Source organism: Salinicola endophyticus (assembly GCF_040536835.1).
In the GTDB taxonomy this organism is placed as follows: Bacteria; Pseudomonadota; Gammaproteobacteria; order Pseudomonadales; family Halomonadaceae; genus Salinicola; species Salinicola endophyticus_A.
On record NZ_CP159578.1, the window covers coordinates 2,828,778 to 2,845,608 of the forward strand.

General features: G+C 63.2%; 12 protein-coding genes and 2 tRNA genes. 3 read left to right on the plus strand and 11 right to left on the minus strand.

The genetic code is table 11. The features are described 5' to 3' along the window. Positions 1 to 4 precede the first annotated feature (4 nt). From lpdA to sdhC, 7 genes are all read right to left on the minus strand, one after another. Positions 5 to 1,456 carry a dihydrolipoyl dehydrogenase gene (gene lpdA / locus ABV408_RS12695; protein ID WP_353979299.1) on the minus strand — a complete coding sequence of 484 codons (1,452 nt, stop codon included), beginning with the start codon at positions 1,454 to 1,456 and terminating at the stop codon, positions 5 to 7. Between the two features lie 69 nt (positions 1,457 to 1,525). Continuing rightward, a complete protein-coding gene (gene odhB, locus ABV408_RS12700) occupies positions 1,526 to 3,133 on the minus strand; it encodes a 2-oxoglutarate dehydrogenase complex dihydrolipoyllysine-residue succinyltransferase (RefSeq protein ID WP_353979300.1) in 1,608 nt (535 codons plus the stop codon). A gap of 51 nt (positions 3,134 to 3,184) precedes the next feature. After that, positions 3,185 to 6,022 carry a 2-oxoglutarate dehydrogenase E1 component gene (locus ABV408_RS12705; RefSeq protein WP_353979301.1) on the minus strand — a complete coding sequence of 946 codons (2,838 nt, stop codon included), beginning with the start codon at positions 6,020 to 6,022 and terminating at the stop codon, positions 3,185 to 3,187. Positions 6,023 to 6,281: 259 nt separating this feature from the next. Continuing rightward, positions 6,282 to 6,992: a succinate dehydrogenase iron-sulfur subunit gene (locus ABV408_RS12710; protein ID WP_035470655.1), complete on the minus strand. Its 711-nt coding sequence runs from the start codon at positions 6,990 to 6,992 to the stop codon at positions 6,282 to 6,284. 14 nt (positions 6,993 to 7,006) lie between these two features. Then, positions 7,007 to 8,779 (minus strand): succinate dehydrogenase flavoprotein subunit, encoded by a 1,773-nt coding sequence (sdhA, locus tag ABV408_RS12715; RefSeq protein WP_353979302.1) that lies wholly within the window; start codon positions 8,777 to 8,779, stop codon positions 7,007 to 7,009. Positions 8,780 to 8,782: 3 nt separating this feature from the next. Beyond that, entirely contained in the window at positions 8,783 to 9,130 is a 348-nt protein-coding gene (gene sdhD, locus ABV408_RS12720) for a succinate dehydrogenase, hydrophobic membrane anchor protein (protein WP_110674417.1), read from the minus strand. Then, on the minus strand, positions 9,124 to 9,501 hold the full coding sequence (sdhC, locus tag ABV408_RS12725) for a succinate dehydrogenase, cytochrome b556 subunit (RefSeq protein ID WP_035470652.1): 378 nt from the start codon (positions 9,499 to 9,501) through the stop codon (positions 9,124 to 9,126). The genes sdhD and sdhC overlap by 7 nt, the downstream gene beginning before the upstream one ends. Before the next feature lie 701 nt (positions 9,502 to 10,202). On the opposite strand from sdhC, the gene gltA reads away from it, so the two are divergent. After that, positions 10,203 to 11,492, plus strand: a complete 1,290-nt coding sequence (gene gltA, locus ABV408_RS12730) for a citrate synthase (RefSeq protein ID WP_353979303.1) — start codon at positions 10,203 to 10,205, stop codon at positions 11,490 to 11,492. A 386-nt stretch (positions 11,493 to 11,878) separates the two neighbouring features. Here the strand turns inward: gltA and ABV408_RS12735 are convergent. The 3 genes from ABV408_RS12735 to gltX form a co-directional block, all read right to left on the minus strand. Beyond that, a tRNA-Glu gene (locus tag ABV408_RS12735) sits at positions 11,879 to 11,954 on the minus strand. 30 nt (positions 11,955 to 11,984) lie between these two features. Continuing rightward, positions 11,985 to 12,060: transfer RNA gene (locus tag ABV408_RS12740), tRNA-Ala, on the minus strand. An 87-nt stretch (positions 12,061 to 12,147) separates the two neighbouring features. Continuing rightward, entirely contained in the window at positions 12,148 to 13,626 is a 1,479-nt protein-coding gene (gene gltX, locus ABV408_RS12745) for a glutamate--tRNA ligase (protein WP_353979304.1), read from the minus strand. A 464-nt stretch (positions 13,627 to 14,090) separates the two neighbouring features. Here gltX and ABV408_RS12750 point away from each other — a divergent pair, with 464 nt between their 5' ends. Then, positions 14,091 to 14,645 carry a helix-turn-helix domain-containing protein gene (locus ABV408_RS12750; protein ID WP_353979305.1) on the plus strand — a complete coding sequence of 185 codons (555 nt, stop codon included), beginning with the start codon at positions 14,091 to 14,093 and terminating at the stop codon, positions 14,643 to 14,645. A 348-nt stretch (positions 14,646 to 14,993) separates the two neighbouring features. Next, positions 14,994 to 15,188, plus strand: coding sequence for a hypothetical protein (locus ABV408_RS12755; RefSeq protein ID WP_353979306.1), 195 nt, complete (start codon positions 14,994 to 14,996; stop codon positions 15,186 to 15,188). A gap of 59 nt (positions 15,189 to 15,247) precedes the next feature. Here the strand turns inward: ABV408_RS12755 and ABV408_RS12760 are convergent, their stop codons facing one another. Next, positions 15,248 to 16,444 carry an MFS transporter gene (locus tag ABV408_RS12760; RefSeq protein ID WP_353979307.1) on the minus strand — a complete coding sequence of 399 codons (1,197 nt, stop codon included), beginning with the start codon at positions 16,442 to 16,444 and terminating at the stop codon, positions 15,248 to 15,250. Positions 16,445 to 16,831: the final 387 nt, after the last annotated feature.

The window sequence follows — 16,831 nt, forward strand, 5'->3', positions numbered from 1 at the left end:
GGACTTACTTGCGCTTCTTGCGGTTGGCCATGTGAATGGCGTGACCGTCGACGGCCAGCGCCGCTTCGTGGACCGCTTCGGAAAGCGTCGGGTGAGCGAAGCAGGTCAGGGCCAGATCCTCGGCGCTGGAGCCGAACTCCATGGCGATGACGCCCTGGGCGATCAGTTCGCCGGCGTGCTGACCGAGGATGTGCACGCCGAGGATGCGATCGGTCTTGGCGTCGGCGACGACCTTGACCATCCCTTCCGGGGCGTTGTTGGCGAGCGCACGGCCGCTGGCGGAGAACGGGAAGGTACCGGTGCTGACCTCGATCCCCTGCTCCTTGGCCTGCTGCTCGTTCATGCCGACCCAGGCCACTTCCGGCGCGGTGTAGATGACGCTGGGGATGGTGTCGTAGTTCATCTCCGGCTTCTGGCCGGCGATGATGTCGGCGACCATCACGCCCTCTTCCGAGGCCTTGTGCGCCAGCATCGGGCCGCGCACCACGTCACCGATGGCGTAGACGCCGGAGACGCTGGTACGGCACTGGTCGTCGACGAAGATGAAGCCGCGCTCGTCGAGCTTCACGCCGGCGCCATCGTCGAGCAGCTTGTCGGTGTAGGGCTTGCGGCCGACACACACGATCAGCTTGTCGAAGGTCTGCTCCTGCTCGCCGTCGCTGTCGGTGTACTGGACCACGACTTCGCGCTTGTCGCCCTTGCCCTTGACCTCGGAGCCGGTGACGCGCGCGCCCAGCTTGATGTCCAGGCCCTGCTTCTTGAGCAGCTTCAGGGTCTCCTTGGAGATCGCCTGATCGACCATCGGCAGGAAGCTGTCGAGCGCCTCGAGCACGGTCACTTCACTGCCCAGACGGCTCCACACGCTGCCCAGCTCGAGACCGATGACGCCGGCCCCGATCACGCCCAGGCGCTTGGGCGCTTCGCTGAACTCGAGCGCACCGGCGGAGTCGACGATGATGTCATCGGTCATCGGCGCCGGCGGAATGTTCACCGGCACCGAGCCGGAAGCGATGATGACGTTGTCGGCGGCGTAGGTCTGGCTCTTGCCGTCTTGGCCGGTCACTTCGACCTGCTTGCCGTCGAGCAACTTGCCGGTACCTTCCAGCGCGGTGACGCCGTTGGACTTGAACAGCATGCTGATACCGCCGGTGTTCTTGGCGATGACGCTGTTCTTGAACTCCATCATCTTCTTGACGTCGGTGGCGACGTCGCCGACGTTGATGCCGATCTCGGCATAGTGATCGCGCGTCTCGACGAACTTGTGCGACGTCTCGAGGAGTGCCTTGGACGGAATGCAGCCCACGTTGAGGCAGGTGCCACCGTGGACGGTCTTGCCTTCCTTGTTCACCCACTTCTCGACACAGGCCGTCTTGAGGCCCAGTTGCGCGGCGCGGATCGCGGCTACATAGCCACCAGGGCCGGCGCCAATGACGATCACATCGAATTTATCGGCCATGAAAGATTTCCTGTTCGTCTCGTGTGCCATCCGCCGGGGCGCACCCCGGCGGATCCGAATGTCGGGCGGTCAGATGTCCAGCAGCAGACGCGCCGGATCCTCGAGCAGCGACTTGATCGCCACCAGGAACTGGACCGCGTCCTTGCCGTCGATCATGCGGTGGTCGTAGGAGACCGCCAGATACATCATCGGGCGAATCTCGACCTTGCCGTTGACCGCCATCGGGCGCTCCTGGATCTTGTGCATGCCCAGGATCGCGGTCTGCGGCGGATTGAGGATCGGCGTCGACATCAGCGAGCCGAAGATACCGCCGTTGGTGATGGTGAAGGTGCCGCCCTGCATGTCCTCGATGCCGAGCTTGCCGTCGCGGCCGCGGCTACCGAAGTCGCCGATCGCCTTCTCGATATCGGCCAGCTTCATGCTGTCGGTATCACGCAGCACCGGCACCACCAGACCACGCGGGGTGGAGACGGCGACACCGATGTCCTGGTAGCCGTGATAGACGATATCGGTGCCGTCGATCGAGGCGTTGACGTCGGGGAAGCGCTTGAGCGCCTCGGTCGCCGCCTTGACGAAGAAGCCCATGAAACCGAGCTTGACGTCGTGGGCCTTCTGGAAGGTGTCCTTGTACTGGCTGCGCAGCGCCATCACCGCGCTCATGTCCACCTCGTTGTAGGTGGTGAGCATGGCCGCGGTCTGCTGAGCCTGGACCAGACGCTTGGCGATGGTCTGACGCAGACGGCTCATCGGCACGCGCTGCTCGGGACGCTCGCCCTCGACCGCCGGTGCGGCCTTGGCGGCGCCGGCCGGCTTGTCGGCCTTGGGCGCAGCAGACTTCTTGGCCGAACCGCTGTCGATGGCCTTCTGCACGTCTTCCTTCAGGACGCGACCGCCCTTGCCGGTACCTTCGATCTTGGCCACGTCGAGGTCGTTCTCGGCCGCCAGCTTGCGCGCCGCCGGGGCCAGGATCTTGCCGTCGACCTTGGCATCCGCCTCGCCGTCGTCGTCGCTGGAGGCCTGCTCGGCGGGCGCGTCATCGCTGGCACCACCCTCGGCACCTTCGCTGAACACCGCCAGCAGCGCCTCGGACTCGACCTGCTCGCCCTCCTGGACCTTGATCTCGGCCAGGGCGCCATCGGCCGGCGCGACCACTTCCAGCACGACCTTGTCGGTCTCGATCTCGGCCAGCACCTCGTCGCGCTTGACCGCTTCGCCGACCTTCTTGGTCCAGCTGGCGACGGTGCCTTCCTGCACCGACTCCGGGAAGCTCGGCGCCTTGACCTCGTGCTGCTTGCCACCGCCGGCCGGCTTCTTGGCAGACGATTTCTTGTCGTCCTTGGCATCGTTGGACTTGGCATCGTTGGACTTGGCATCGTCGGACTTGGCGTCGCTGCTCTTGGCGTCGTCGGCCTTGGCCTCGGCACCCTTGCCACCTTCGCCAGCGGCACCGAGCACGCCCAGCACCTGCTCGGACTCGCAGGTATCACCCTCTTCGATCTTGATCTCGGAGAGCGTGCCGGCTTCCGGCGCCACCACCTCGAGCACCACCTTGTCGGTCTCGATCTCGACGATCAGTTCATCGCGCTCGACGCTGTCGCCCACCTTCTTGTGCCAGGTGGCAACGGTTCCCTCGGCAACGGATTCGGGGAAAGTCGGCGCTTTGATATCAGTAGCCATGTCGTATCCTTAATCTCTTCTCTGTCGCGTCTGTTCCGGCAGCATGGCGCCTCAGGCGTTGAAGGCGTCGTCGACCAGCTGGCTCTGTTGTGCCACATGGACCGACATGTAGCCCGCGGCAGGCGCGGCGGATGCCGGACGACCCGCGAACTTGAGGCTGTGGTCCAACCCTTCGCGCACCATGCTCGCCACCAGGCGAAGATGATGCTGGCTCTGATACCAGGCGCCCTGGTTGAGCGGCTCTTCCTGACACCAGACGACCTGTTCCAGGTTCGGAAAGGCCTTGAGCGCATCGAACAGCTCTTCCTTGGGGAAGGGATAGAGCTGCTCGACACGAATGATCGCGGTATCGTCGCGCTGGTTCTCGGTGCGGTAGCTGGCGAGGTCGTAGTAGACTTTGCCCGAGCAGATGACTGCCCGCTTCACCGCCTTCGGATCGCGCTCGCCGACATCCGGGATGACCATCTGGAAGCGGCCGTCGGACAGCTCTTCCATGGTCGAGGTGGCATCTTTGTGCCGCAGCAGACTCTTGGGCGACATCACGATCAGCGGCTTACGCAGGGGACGGATCACCTGGCGTCGCAGCAGATGGAAGATCTGCGCCGGGGTGGTCGGCACGCACACCTGCATGTTGTGCTCGGCGCACAGCTGCAGGAAGCGCTCGAGGCGCGCGGAGGAGTGCTCCGGCCCCTGGCCTTCGTAACCGTGCGGCAGCAGCAGCGTCAGCCCGCACAGGCGCGCCCACTTCGACTCGCCCGAGGAGATGAACTGGTCGACCACGACCTGGGCACCGTTGAAGAAGTCCCCGAACTGGGCCTCCCAGATGATCAGCGCATTGGGCGTGGTGGTAGCGTAGCCGTACTCGAACGCCAGTACCGCCTCCTCCGAGAGGAAGGAGTCGTGGATGGTGAAGTTCGGCTGCCCTTCCTTGATGTGCTGCAGCGGAATGTAGGTCGAACCGTCTTCCTGGTTGTGGACCACGGCATGGCGGTGGGAGAAGGTCCCGCGGCCGGCGTCCTGGCCGGTCAGCCGTACCGGGTGGTCGGCGTCGACCAGGGTGGCGTAGGCCAGGGTCTCGGCAAAGCCCCAGTTGAGCGGCTGGTTACCGGCGAGCATCTTGCGACGCTCTTCGTAGACCCGTGATACCTGACGCTGAACCTCGACCCCATTGGGGATCTCGCTCATCTTCTGCGCCAGTTGGCGCAGGTGCTCGAGGTCGCAGCTGGTATCGGTGTCACCGCTCCACTCGTGGCCCAGATACGGCGTCCAGTCGACGAACAGGCCAGTGTTGGGCTGTTTCACCAGGGCGTTGGCCACGTGATTGCCGGCCAGCAGATCGTCGCGATACTGCTCGCCCATCTGCTTGGCCTGCTCTTCGGTGAGCACGCCCTCCTTGATCAGCTGCTCGACGTAGAGCGTGCGCGTCGACTTGTGCGACTTGATCTTGGCGTACATCAGCGGCTGGGTGCCGGAGGGCTCGTCGGCCTCGTTGTGACCGCGACGGCGGTAGCAGACCAGGTCGATGACCACGTCGCGCTTGAACGCCTTGCGATAATCCACCGCCACCTGGGTCGCGTGCAGCACCGCTTCCGGATCGTCACCGTTGACGTGGAAGATCGGCGCCTGAACCATCTTGGCGATGTCGGTGCAGTACTCGGTGGAGCGCGCGTCATCGGCACGCGAGGTGGTGAACCCGACCTGGTTGTTGATCACGATGTGCAGCGTGCCGCCGGTCTTGTAGCCGCGGGTCTGCGACATCTGGAAGGTCTCCATGACCACGCCCTGACCGGCAAAGGCGGCGTCGCCGTGGATCACCACCGGCAGCACCTGCTCGCCGTCGACGTCGTCGCGACGATCCTGGCGCGCCCGCACCGACCCCTCGACCACCGGGGAGACGATCTCCAGATGGGAGGGGTTGAAAGCCAGCGCCAGGTGCACCTCGCCGCCAGGGGTCATGACGTTGGAGCTGAAACCCTGGTGATACTTGACGTCACCGGAACCGCGCTCGAGCCGCTTCTTGCCGTCGAACTCGTCGATCAGCTCCGACGGGCTCTTGCCGAGAATATTGACCAGCAGGTTGAGGCGGCCGCGGTGGGCCATGCCGATGACCACTTCCTTGACGCCGTAGGTGCCGCTGCGCTGGATCACCTCGTCCATCATCGGAATGAAGGACTCGCCACCTTCCAGCCCGAAGCGCTTGGTGCCCGGATACTTGGAAGCCAGGTAGCTCTCCAACCCTTCGGCGGCGGTGAGCCGCTCGAGCAGATGCTCGCGATCGCTCTGGCTGTACTTGGGCTTGGAGCGCACCGACTCGAAACGCTGCTGCAGCCAGCGTTTCTCCTCGGTGTTGACGATGTGCATGAACTCACAGCCGATCGACCGGCAGTAGGTCTGATCCAACGCCTCGACGATCTCCTTGAGCGGCGCCTCGTCCTTGCCCAGGAAGAACGAACCGGTCTGGAACACGGTCTTCATGTCGGCCTGGGTGAGGTCGTGGAAGGAGAGATCGAGGTCGGGCACGGTCTCGGCCTGGCGCAGACCGAGAGGGTCGATGTCGGCGCGCTGGTGGCCGCGGAAGCGGTAGGCGTTGATCAGCTGCAGTACCTTGACCTGCTTGCGATTCTCGCTGCTGCCGGCGGTGCTGGGGGCGGCCTGCCCGGGACGACGCTCACGCGCCAGCTGGTAGAACTGCTCCCGGATGGGGCTCAGGGGGACATCATGAGCGGGGGTACCTTCCAACCGGGGCAACTGATCGAAGGCCTGGCGCCACTCGTCGGGGACAGTCGAGGGATCGTTCAGATACTGCTCGTAGAGCGCTTCCACGTAGTGAGCGTTACCGCCGCTCATGTGGGAAGTGCGCCACATCAACTCCATTATGCCTTCTTGCATATCTCGTTCACCCTGCACTGATGGGGTGTTGTCGGCGCCGGTCGCGATCTGCGTCACGGCGTCACTCCGTCACCGTCGCGAGACGGCGTTACGACCATGTAGGCGAAGCGGCGTCATGATCGTTAAAAGCCGGTGCACGAGGCACCGGCCAGCATTCTGATAGTCGGCTCGACTGCGACACCGTGTCGCAGTCGGCGAGCGCGGCACATGATAACAAGCCGCGCGCTACGATTTAAGTCGTAGATGCCCGCACCCACACTCAGGTGGCGTTGGACAGCAGCATTTCCCGAATCTTGCCGATGGCCCGGGTCGGGTTGAGACCCTTGGGACACACCGAGACGCAGTTCATGATGCCGCGGCAACGGAACAGGCTGAACGGGTCCTCGAGCTCGGCCAGACGCGCCTGGGTGGCGTTGTCACGCGAGTCGGCGAGGAAACGATAGGCCTGCAGCAGGCCGGCCGGGCCGACGAACTTGTCCGGGTTCCACCAGAACGACGGGCACGAGGTCGAGCAGCAGGCGCACAGGATGCACTCGTAGAGGCCGTCGAGCTTGTCGCGCTCCTCCGGCGACTGCAGTCGCTCGATCGCCGGTGCTGCGGTGTCGTTCTGCAGATACGGCTGCATGCGCTCGTACTGCTTGTAGAACAGCCCCATGTCGACCACCAGATCGCGCATGACCGGCAGTCCGGGCAGCGGGCGCAGCACCAGCTTGTTGTCCTTGACCACCTCGGACAGTGCGGTGATGCAGGCCAGACCATTCTTGCCGTTCATGTTCATGCCGTCGGAGCCGCAGACCCCCTCGCGGCAGCTGCGACGAAAGGCCAGCGAGCTGTCCTGATCCTTGATCATGGTCAGCACGTTGAGAACCATCAGATCACGCCCCTGGGTGTCGATCTGGAACTCCTGCATATAGGGCGCGGAGTCGGTCTCGGGGTTGTAGCGGTAAACGGAAACCTGAAGACTGGACATGAGTGACAACCCCCTCAGTAGGTACGGATTTTCGGCTCGAAGGTATCGACCGTCTTCGGCGTGAAGTTGACCTCACGCTTGGTCACGCGCTTGTCGCCCGGATGGAACAGCGAGTGCTTGAGCCAGTTGACGTCGTCACGATCCGGATAGTCGTAGCGCGAGTGAGCACCGCGGCTCTCCTTGCGCTCCAGCGCCGCGATGGCGGTCGCTTCGGCCACCTCGAGCAGGTTGTCGAGCTCCAGCGCTTCGACTCGCGCGGTGTTGAAGGCGTTGGACTTGTCACTCAGGTGCGCTTCGGCGATACGCCCGCGCAGCTCGGCCAGCTTGCTCACGCCCTCCTGCATGTTGTCCTCCTGACGGAAGACCCCGAAAGCGTTCTGCATGGTGCTCTGCAGCTCGGCCTTGAGCTCGGAGACCGACTCGCCGCCGCTGGACTCGTTCCAGCGCGACAGGCGCGCCATGGCGCTGTCGACGTCCGACTGCGAGGCGTCGAGGTAGTCGATGCCCTCGTTGAGCGCCTTCTCGATGTAGATGCCCGCAGCGCGACCGAAGACCACCAGGTCGAGGAGCGAGTTGCCGCCCAGACGGTTGGCGCCGTGAACCGAGACACAGGCCGCCTCGCCACACGCGAACAGACCATTGATGATGGCGTCGTTGCCGTCCTTGTCCTGGGTCAGCGCCTGACCGTGAACGTTGGTCGGGATACCGCCCATCATGTAGTGGCAAGTCGGGGTGACCGGGATCGGCTCCTTGACCGGATCGACGTGAGCGAAGGTCTTGGAGAGCTCGACGATGCCCGGCAGGCGCTTCATCAGCACCTCTTCGCCCAGGTGGTCGAGCTTGAGCATGACGTGGTCGGCATTCTCGCCGCAGCCGCGCCCTTCCAGCACTTCCATGACCATGGCACGGGCGACCACGTCACGGCCGGCGAGGTCCTTGGCGTTGGGCGCGTAGCGCTCCATGAAACGCTCGCCATCCTTGTTGATCAGGTAGCCGCCCTCGCCACGACAGCCCTCGGTCACCAGACAGCCGGCACCGTGGATGCCGGTCGGGTGGAACTGCCACATCTCGATGTCCTGCACCGGGAAGCCGGCGCGCAGCGCCATGCCGATACCGTCACCGGTGTTGATCAGGGCGTTGGTGGTGGAGGCGTAGATACGGCCTGCACCGCCGGTGGCCAGCACGGTGGCCTTGGACTTGACGTGCACCACTTCGCCGGTCTCGATGCACAGCGCGATGCAGCCGACCACGTCGCCGTTGGCATTCTTGACCAGGTCGATGGCGTACCACTCGTCGAGGAACACCGTGTTGTTCTTCAGGTTGTTCTGGTACAGCGTGTGCAGCAGCGCGTGGCCGGTACGGTCGGCCGCGGCACAGGTACGTGCCGCCTGGCCGCCCTTGCCGAAATCCTTGGACTGACCGCCGAACGGACGCTGGTAGATGCGGCCGTTGTCGAAGCGCGAGAATGGCAGCCCCATGTGCTCGAGTTCGAAGACCGCCTTGGGGCCTTCGGTGCACATGTACTCGGCGGCGTCCTGGTCGGTGATGTAGTCACCGCCCTTGACGGTGTCGTACATGTGCCAGCGCCAGTCGTCGTTGGGGTCGGCGGAGGCGATGGCGCAGGTGATGCCACCCTGGGCCGAGACCGTGTGCGAGCGGGTCGGGAAGACCTTCGACAGCACCGCCGTCTTCTTGCCGGACTTGGCCAGCTCGAGCGCCGCGCGCAGGCCGGAACCGCCACCGCCGATGATGATGGCGTCGAATGTCAGGTTTCGCATGGTAGACATGGATCAGGCTCCCCAGAGGACTTGTACGCCCCACACCAGAAAAACGAAGATGGCGAGAATCACGACGGCCTGGAAACCGAAACGTGCGCCGGTGTGCTTGAGGTAGTCGGTGGAGATGGTCCACAGACCGACCCAGGCGTGTGCGGCCATCGAGATGAAGGCCAGCAGCGAGAAGATACGCATCCAGGTCTGCGCGAACAGCCCGCTCCAGGTGACGTAATCGAGGTGGGGGTGGAACAGCAGATAGGCGACCAAAAACAGCGCATAGACCGCCAGGACGAGCGCCGAGACGCGCTGGATCAGCCAGTCGGAGAGGCCGCTGCGACCGAGATTCGTGATGTTGGTTACCATACCCAGACTCCTGCCAGGACCACCAGAACGGCACTGATCACGACCGTGATCTGCGCCTTACGCGTACCGCCTTCGAGATCGACGCCGTAGCCAGCGTCCATCAGCAGGTGCTTGATACCGGCCACGAAGTGGAATCCGAGCGCCGAGAGCAGGCCCCAGGCGACCAGCTTGGCCAGTACGTTGTGCGCCAGCACATCGCTCACTGTCTCGAACCCCTGCGGCGAGGAGAGCGACTTATCCAGGGCCCAGAAGCCGAAGATCAGCCCGACGAACAGAATGACGCCGGTGACGCGGTGAGTGATGGAGGTCAGTGCGGGGAGTGGAAAGTGGATGGTAGACAGGTCGAGGTTTACTGGACGTTTGCTATTCACGGCTGTTCAACACTCTCTTGACCCAGACGGGTCTGGCCCGTTTGGGCTGTGGTTTTTAGAAGCAGGATCTCGGTCGCGGAACGGGTTTCCCTGCGGCCCAGGCCGAGCTGACGATGCCATATCGCGCGGGAGATGATTATAGGGTTTGAGGGCCGGCATGACAAACGGCTACAACTTTGGTCATGCCCAGAACGACCCCTGACTGCCTGCCCGCGGCAGCCCCCAGAAACACCGCCACTGGCGCCATCCCCCCTTTCTCAGCGGAGGGTCGCGGACGCCACGGCGACACCCAGGGCGTCAGCGACTACACTCCAGATCCCGACCGCAAAAAGATGCAGCGCGGACTCTTTCGCCGGCCGCCCCGGCAGAGTCGGACCCGACCGAGGCGGCTCTACCTGTATCAGTATAGCGACAATCCTGGCCGTGTCCGGCATCTCGCCGCGACACACGGCACGCCAGCCTCACTTCGAAGGCCGGCGCGCCCGGCAGAGGCAGATCACGAGACGCATCGACCGAGCAAAGTGTCGACAACGCGCGACTCCGCGTAAACTGTCGACAATGCGCGAACCTGCATATAGAAGCTGTTGTCAAAGCCACTTGGGCGAATTGACAAACCTTCGCGGAAACCTATAGTGGGCGAACTATTTTTTGCCCGCATAGCAGGAAAGACAAAGGGTTATGTCACGATAGGGAGGCCTTACATGGCTGACAGAAAAGCGAAACTTTCCGTCGATGGTGTCGACAAGACGATTGAATTTCCGGTCTATTCCGGCACACTCGGGCCGGATGTCGTCGATGTGCGCAGCCTGACCGGCGAAGGACTGTTCACCTACGACCCAGGCTTCGTCGCCACCGCCGCCTGCGAGTCGGGCATCACCTACATCGATGGCGGCGCCGGCGTACTGCTTCACCGTGGCTACCCCATCGAGCAGCTGGCCGACAACTCCAATTACGTGGAGCTCAGCTACCTGCTGATGTTCGGCGAACTCCCCACCGCCGAGCAGTACCGCGACTTCTCCGAGACGGTCAGCCGTCACACCATGGTTCACGAGCAGATCGTCAATTTCTACAAGGGCTTTCGTCGCGACGCCCACCCGATGGCAATCCTGTGTGGCGTGGTCGGCGGGCTGGCCGCCTTCTACCACGACAATCTCGACATCAACGACGCCGAGCAGCGCAATGTCAGCGCCATTCGCCTGATCGCCAAGATGCCGACGCTGGCCGCCATGTGCCACAAGTACAATATCGGCCAGCCGTTCATGTATCCGCGCAACGACCTCAACTACGCGGAAAACTTCCTCCACATGATGTTCGGCAACCCGTGCGAGAACTACGAGGTCAATCCGATCATGGCCAAGGCGATGGACCGCATCTTCATGCTCCACGCCGACCACGAGCAGAACGCCTCGACCTCGACGGTACGCCTGACCGGCTCCACCGGCGCCAACCCCTTCGCCTGCATCAGCGCAGGTATCGCCGCGCTCTGGGGCCCGGCCCACGGCGGCGCCAACGAAGCGGTGCTGGCGATGCTCGACGAAATCGGCGACGACTCCGAAGAGAACATCCAGCGCTTCATCGACAAGGCCAAGGACAAGAACGATCCGTTCAAGCTGATGGGCTTCGGCCACCGGGTCTATCGCAACTTCGATCCGCGCGCCAAGGTGATGAAGGAGACCTGCGACGAGGTACTCAGAGAGCTCGGTATCGCCGACGACCCGCAGCTCAAGATCGCCAAGCGTCTCGAACAGATCGCCCTGGAAGACGAGTACTTCATCGAGCGCAAGCTCTACCCCAACGTCGACTTCTACTCCGGCATCATCCTCAAGGCGATCGGCATTCCGACCAACATGTTCACCGTGATCTTCGCGATGGCACGCACCGTCGGCTGGATATCCCACTGGAACGAGATGATCAGCAACGGCTACCGCATCGGTCGCCCGCGCCAGCTCTACACTGGCCACGCCAAGCGCGACTACCCCAGCTCGCGCTGACCCCGGCCGGCGCCGGGGCCGCCGGCCCTGGCGCCACCACTACCCATACCGCCGATACCATCGGCGGTTTTTTTTGGCCGCAGCAGATGTCCACACATTCTGTGGATAAGCCTGTTAAAAACCTACAAATAATGTCACCCAGGCCCCCAGACAGGCGCCCTGAAGACAGATTGTTCAAATTTTGACCAATCTTAAGGTTTTGATTTAAAAGAAAAAAACAGGATATATACGCATTTCAGCCACTTGCCCGCAGGAGCCAGGGCGGCAGCGGAGCGCAGTGGACAATCAATCACGTTGTCAAGCGTTTTGGATCGATCGAAAAGAGTTATCAACAGCCAGCCATGCAGGTTGACGGTCGAAAGAGAGCAGGAGAAGAGAAGTAGAAGTGGCGTCCCATAGGGGGTTCGAACCCCTGTTACCGCCGTGAAAGGGCGGTGTCCTGGACCACTAGACGAATGGGACGCAAAAATGCGACGTCGGTCGCGAGTTCCTTGGTGGAGCCTAGCGGGATCGAACCGCTGACCTCGACACTGCCAGTGTCGCGCTCTCCCAGCTGAGCTAAGGCCCCGTCTCAGGAACGGGGCGAACTATACGGGTATCTAACTGATCCGTCAACACTTTATTTAAGCGTCGACGGATCCGTTCAAGCCTCTCCTCAAAGCTCGCGGTAGCGCTTCTCGAGCCGCTTGGCCTGCTTCTTGGAGACCCCGCCGAGCACCTCGATGGCATGGCGCAGGCGCGCCCGCGTCATGTCGGAGCCGATGATCGCCATCGCATCGAGCACCGAGGTGGAGTGCGCGCTACCGGTGACAGCGATGAACACCGGGGCCAGAAAGGCCTTCATCTTCAGTTCGAGCGCCGCCGAGAGCGACTGGCACACCTCGAGCAGTGCGGCTTTCTCCCAGCGGCCGACCGCCTCGAGACGCCAGGTCAGAAACTGCAGCAGCTCGACCAGCGACTCTCGCTCCAGCGCTACGCCGTCGAAGCTCTCGGCACTGATCGAGGGCAGCCCGGAGAAAAAGTGCCCGGCCAGCGGAATGGCATCCGACAGGGTCGAGATCCGCGGGCGAATCTGCGGCAGGATCTGGCCCACGTAGCTCTCGTTGAAGGCCCAGCTGCGCAGCGCCTCGAGCAGCCCGGCGTCGTCCAGATCCTCACGGATATAGACCCCGTTGAGCCAGGTGAGCTTGTCGAGATCGAACACCGGCCCACCCAGCGAGACGCGCTGGATATCGAAACTGGCCATCATCTCGTCGAGCGAGAACTTCTCGCGCTCGTCCGGCATCGACCAGCCCATGCGGCCCAGATAGTTGGTCAACGCCTGGGGCAGATAGCCCATACGCCGGTAGTAGTTGATCGAGGTCGGATTCTTGCGCTTGGACAGCTTCGACTTGTCGGGATTGCGCAGCAGCGGCATGTGGCAGAGCACCGGCATTTCCCAGCCGAAGTAGGCGTAGAGCAGCTGATGCTTGGGCGCCGAGTTGATCCACTCCTCACCGCGCAGCACATGGGTGATCCCCATGAGATGGTCATCGACCACGTTGGCCAGGTGGTAGGTGGGCATGCCGTCGGACTTGAGCAGAATCTGGGCATCGACCTGGGCCCAGTCGACCTCGATCCGACCACGCAACATGTCATCGATCTCACAGGTCCCGCTGTCCGGCACGTGCATGCGAATCACGTAGGGGTAGCCCTCCGCTTCGCGGCGGGCGCGCTCGGCCTCGTCCAGGGCCAGATCGCCTGACTTGAGCGCCAGATGCTGGCCCGCCTCGCGCCGCGCTTCGCGCAGCGCGTCCAGCTCGTCGCTGGTGCGATAACACTTGAAGGCGTGGCCGGCATCCAGCAGCTGCTGGGCGTGCTCAGCGTAGATCTCGCCGCGCTCGCTCTGGCGGTAGGGGCCGTGAGGGCCACCCACGTCCGGGCCCTCGTCCCAGCTCAGTCCCATCCAGCTCAGCGAATCGAGGATCATCTGTTCCGACTCCAGCGTCGAGCGCTGGCGGTCGGTATCTTCGATCCGCAGGATGAACTGCCCGCCATGCTGGCGTGCGAAGCAGAGATTGAAGAGCGCAATATAGGCCGTCCCGACATGGGGGTCACCGGTCGGGGAAGGCGCGATACGCGTGCGTACAGTCATGAATCCAATCCGTTGATGAAAGAGCAGGCCTGGGCCTGTGAAGATGCCCCACGCGACTCGCGCGAGGGCCTCCCGACGCCCCCTAGTATACGCGCCCTCATTGGCTACCTGCAGGCCCAAGCGTTCACGGCGACGCGGGTAAACTTCGACACAAATTGTTCAAGTGGAACGAAAGGCACTAAGATTCATTATCGTGCAGAACGATTGCCCTGCCCCTAGCGTCTCGTCCAACGCACGGCCAAGGCGATCCGAGACTTTCCGGCAACCACTCGACAGCCTGAATTTCTCTTACATTCCGACACGTTACGATAAATGTCGAGAACGTCGTTCCAACCAACCCGAAACAAACTTCGGTGATGAGTGGATATGCTAACGCATCATTATGCAGGCGAGATGGACGGATGGACGGGCTAGGACCAAGAATCAAACAACTTCGACTCCAGGCCGGACTGAGCAAAGCCGCATTGGCGCGCCGGGTCGGCGTTTCTGACGTCACGATCTCCTACTGGGAATCCGGTACCATCAAGCAGATCGGGCATGCACGCCTGGTCGCCCTCACCTCTGCGCTCGACTGCTCGATTCGTCAATTGCTCGACGACGACTCCCTGAACGCCCTGGCGGTGGATGCCCCGGCCAAGCCACAAGGGATGCTGGCGCTGCGCTCGCGCGTTTGCGCCCCCTGGGAAGCCGCCGCCGGCAGCGACGAGCTCGGCGCCGAGCTGTCGACGGCTCAGTTGCTGACGCGCGACTGCTTCCTGGTCACTCCCGCCGAGGGTGAAACCTTCGACTTTCTCTATGAGGGTGATCTGGCAGCGGTGCATCCGAGTGAGCGTTTTCAGCAGGATGGGCTCTATCTGATCGAGCGTGAGGGACGCCTGCAGATCCAGTATCTCGAGCGCCTCACCTCAGGACGCATCCGCGTCAGTGGCGAGCAGCTCCAGAGCGTCAGCGTAGAGAACATGCGCACCCCGCCATTCCGCGTCGTGGGCTACCTGCGCGCACGCTGGAGCCGTCAGTGACGACTCGCGCCGACTACGAGCGCGACCCGCTACTCGTCGCGCTCTGTAGGGTTTAAAACGAAGACTCTGCTGGTTTGAACCGAGTCTTGTTGTTCTAAACTGCGTGCTGTCGCCCCACGCCGAGTCCTGTCGAGACATCGTTCGGGCCATCCGGTGCCGCGCTCGCGGCCCGATGGCATCCGCCCTACGCTTGCACCATGCGCTGCGCAATGCCATCTCGGCATGCCACAGCACAGTAACTTGCCGCCCCGCCGCCACTGCAACAATTAAGACTAAAGTCGCATTTCGCTGCGTTTTCCCGTTAGACTCCTAACGGCACTCTGGATAATCCCGATGAGGAGACGAACAATGGACATGTTCACGCTGAAGCAGACGCAAGCTCACTGGATCGCTTGCTGCCGCGCCTGCGGCCACGAACAGGCGCTACCGGAAACCAGCGCGGCCCAGATGCCCGTCGAGGGCGTCGCCATCCAGTGCGAACGCTGCCCCAGCCAGGAACCCTGCGTCTATCCCGACCAGACCGCCGCCGCGCCGATCAACTGACGCGTCGCCGCAAGTTCATCCGAGACGCCCCCGTGCCAGCGCACGTGGGCGTCTGCCGTTCAGGCTTCATTCGAGGCGCGGCGCGGCTCCTGCCAGCGCGCCAAGGCATAGATCAGCAGCCCCCCCAGCGCCATGATCGCGCCGACGATACCGGTGGAGGTCCAGCCGTAGCCCGCGGTGATCGCCAGGCCGCCGAGCCAGGGACCGAGCGCATTGGCCACATTGAAGGCAGCATGATTGGAGGCCGCGGCCAGGGTCTGTGCGTCCTTGGCCACGTCCATCAGCCGGATCTGCAGCGGCGGCGACAGCGCCACCATCCCGCCGACCGCCAACACCGACAGCCACACCGTCCATACCGAATGGGCCGCCAACGGGAACAGCAGCAGGATGATCGCGCTGAACCCCAGTATCCAACCCACCGAGCGGAACTGCAGGCGGTCGAACAGCCAACCGCCGGCCATGTTGCCGAGGATCGCCCCCACACCGAACGCGGCCAGAATCACCGGCACCCAGTGATCTTCCAGGCCGGTGACCTGGATCAACGTCGGCGCCAGATAGCTGAACACGCAGAACATGCCGGCAAAGCCGATCGCGCCGATGCCCAGCGTCAACCAGACCTGGCGGCGACGCAGTGCGGTCAGCTCGCGCAGCGGGCTATTGCGCACCTCATCGCGATTGAACGGTAGATAGATGAAGACCAGCACCACGGTGACGAGCCCGATCGCCCCCACCAGGCCAAAGGCGTAGCGCCAGCTCAGCAACTGCCCCAGCCAGGTCGCCAGCGGGTTGCCGATCAGCATCGCGGTGGTGATACCGAGCATCACCCGGCTGACCGCCTTGGCACGCTTGTGCGGCGGCACCATCGACGCCGCCACCAGCGCGGCGACCCCGAAGTAAGCCCCGTGGGGCAACCCCGAGATGAAGCGGAACAGCATCAGTGAGGCGTAGCCGGGTGCCAGCGCGCTGGCGAAGTTGCCGATGGCGAAGAACGCCATCAACAGCAGCAGCAGATGGCGTCGATAGAGATAAGCGCCGAAGACCGCGATCAATGGCGCGCCGACCACCACGCCCAGCGCATAGGCACTGATCAGATGGCCGACCTGGGTCTCGCCGACGCCGAGCGCCTGGGCGACATTCGGCATCAGCCCCATGATGGCGAATTCACCGGTACCGATCGCGAAACCGCCGACAGCGAGCGCCAGCTCGATGAGTATCGCGACGCGGGCGTCGGGACGGACGTCCGTAGCTGCGTTCATAGCGCCCTCTTCATACTTTCGTCTAATAACGGAGATCGCGTCATTATTCCTGCTCGTCGCTGCCTTGGGAACCGCTGATGCCCGTCAATTTCCTACCCCCGAGAGATTTGCGCCAGCTCGGGCAACACCGGACAGGCCGCGAGGAACTTTTTCCGCAACCCGGACTCATAAGAGACATGAGATTCCTGCGATGGGGTCTCTAGCTTACTGTTAGCGATCGTTGGTCGCCGCGCTCACTGCGCGGCGACTTTTTTTGTGGTCGCTTTTTTGTGACCACTTTCCCTGGCGCCCCTCCTTCGGGCCGTCGGCGGAACCGAGGTCAAAAGCCGCTCCCGGCGTTTTTTGTGTCTTCGACACGCGCTTCCGCACCTTCGACCTCTCTGCCGC

Coding starts and splice junctions, on each gene's coding strand:
- odhB (WP_353979300.1), bottom strand. CDS start 3,133: ATGGCTACTGATATCAAAGCGCCGACTTTCCCCGAATCCGTTGCCGAG.
- sdhA (WP_353979302.1), bottom strand. CDS start 8,779: ATGTCTACCATGCGAAACCTGACATTCGACGCCATCATCATCGGCGGT.
- sdhD (WP_110674417.1), bottom strand. CDS start 9,130: ATGGTAACCAACATCACGAATCTCGGTCGCAGCGGCCTCTCCGACTGG.
- lpdA (WP_353979299.1), bottom strand. CDS start 1,456: ATGGCCGATAAATTCGATGTGATCGTCATTGGCGCCGGCCCTGGTGGC.
- gltA (WP_353979303.1), top strand. CDS start 10,203: ATGGCTGACAGAAAAGCGAAACTTTCCGTCGATGGTGTCGACAAGACG.
- ABV408_RS12705 (WP_353979301.1), bottom strand. CDS start 6,022: ATGCAAGAAGGCATAATGGAGTTGATGTGGCGCACTTCCCACATGAGC.
- ABV408_RS12710 (WP_035470655.1), bottom strand. CDS start 6,992: ATGTCCAGTCTTCAGGTTTCCGTTTACCGCTACAACCCCGAGACCGAC.
- ABV408_RS12760 (WP_353979307.1), bottom strand. CDS start 16,444: ATGAACGCAGCTACGGACGTCCGTCCCGACGCCCGCGTCGCGATACTC.
- gltX (WP_353979304.1), bottom strand. CDS start 13,626: ATGACTGTACGCACGCGTATCGCGCCTTCCCCGACCGGTGACCCCCAT.
- ABV408_RS12755 (WP_353979306.1), top strand. CDS start 14,994: ATGGACATGTTCACGCTGAAGCAGACGCAAGCTCACTGGATCGCTTGC.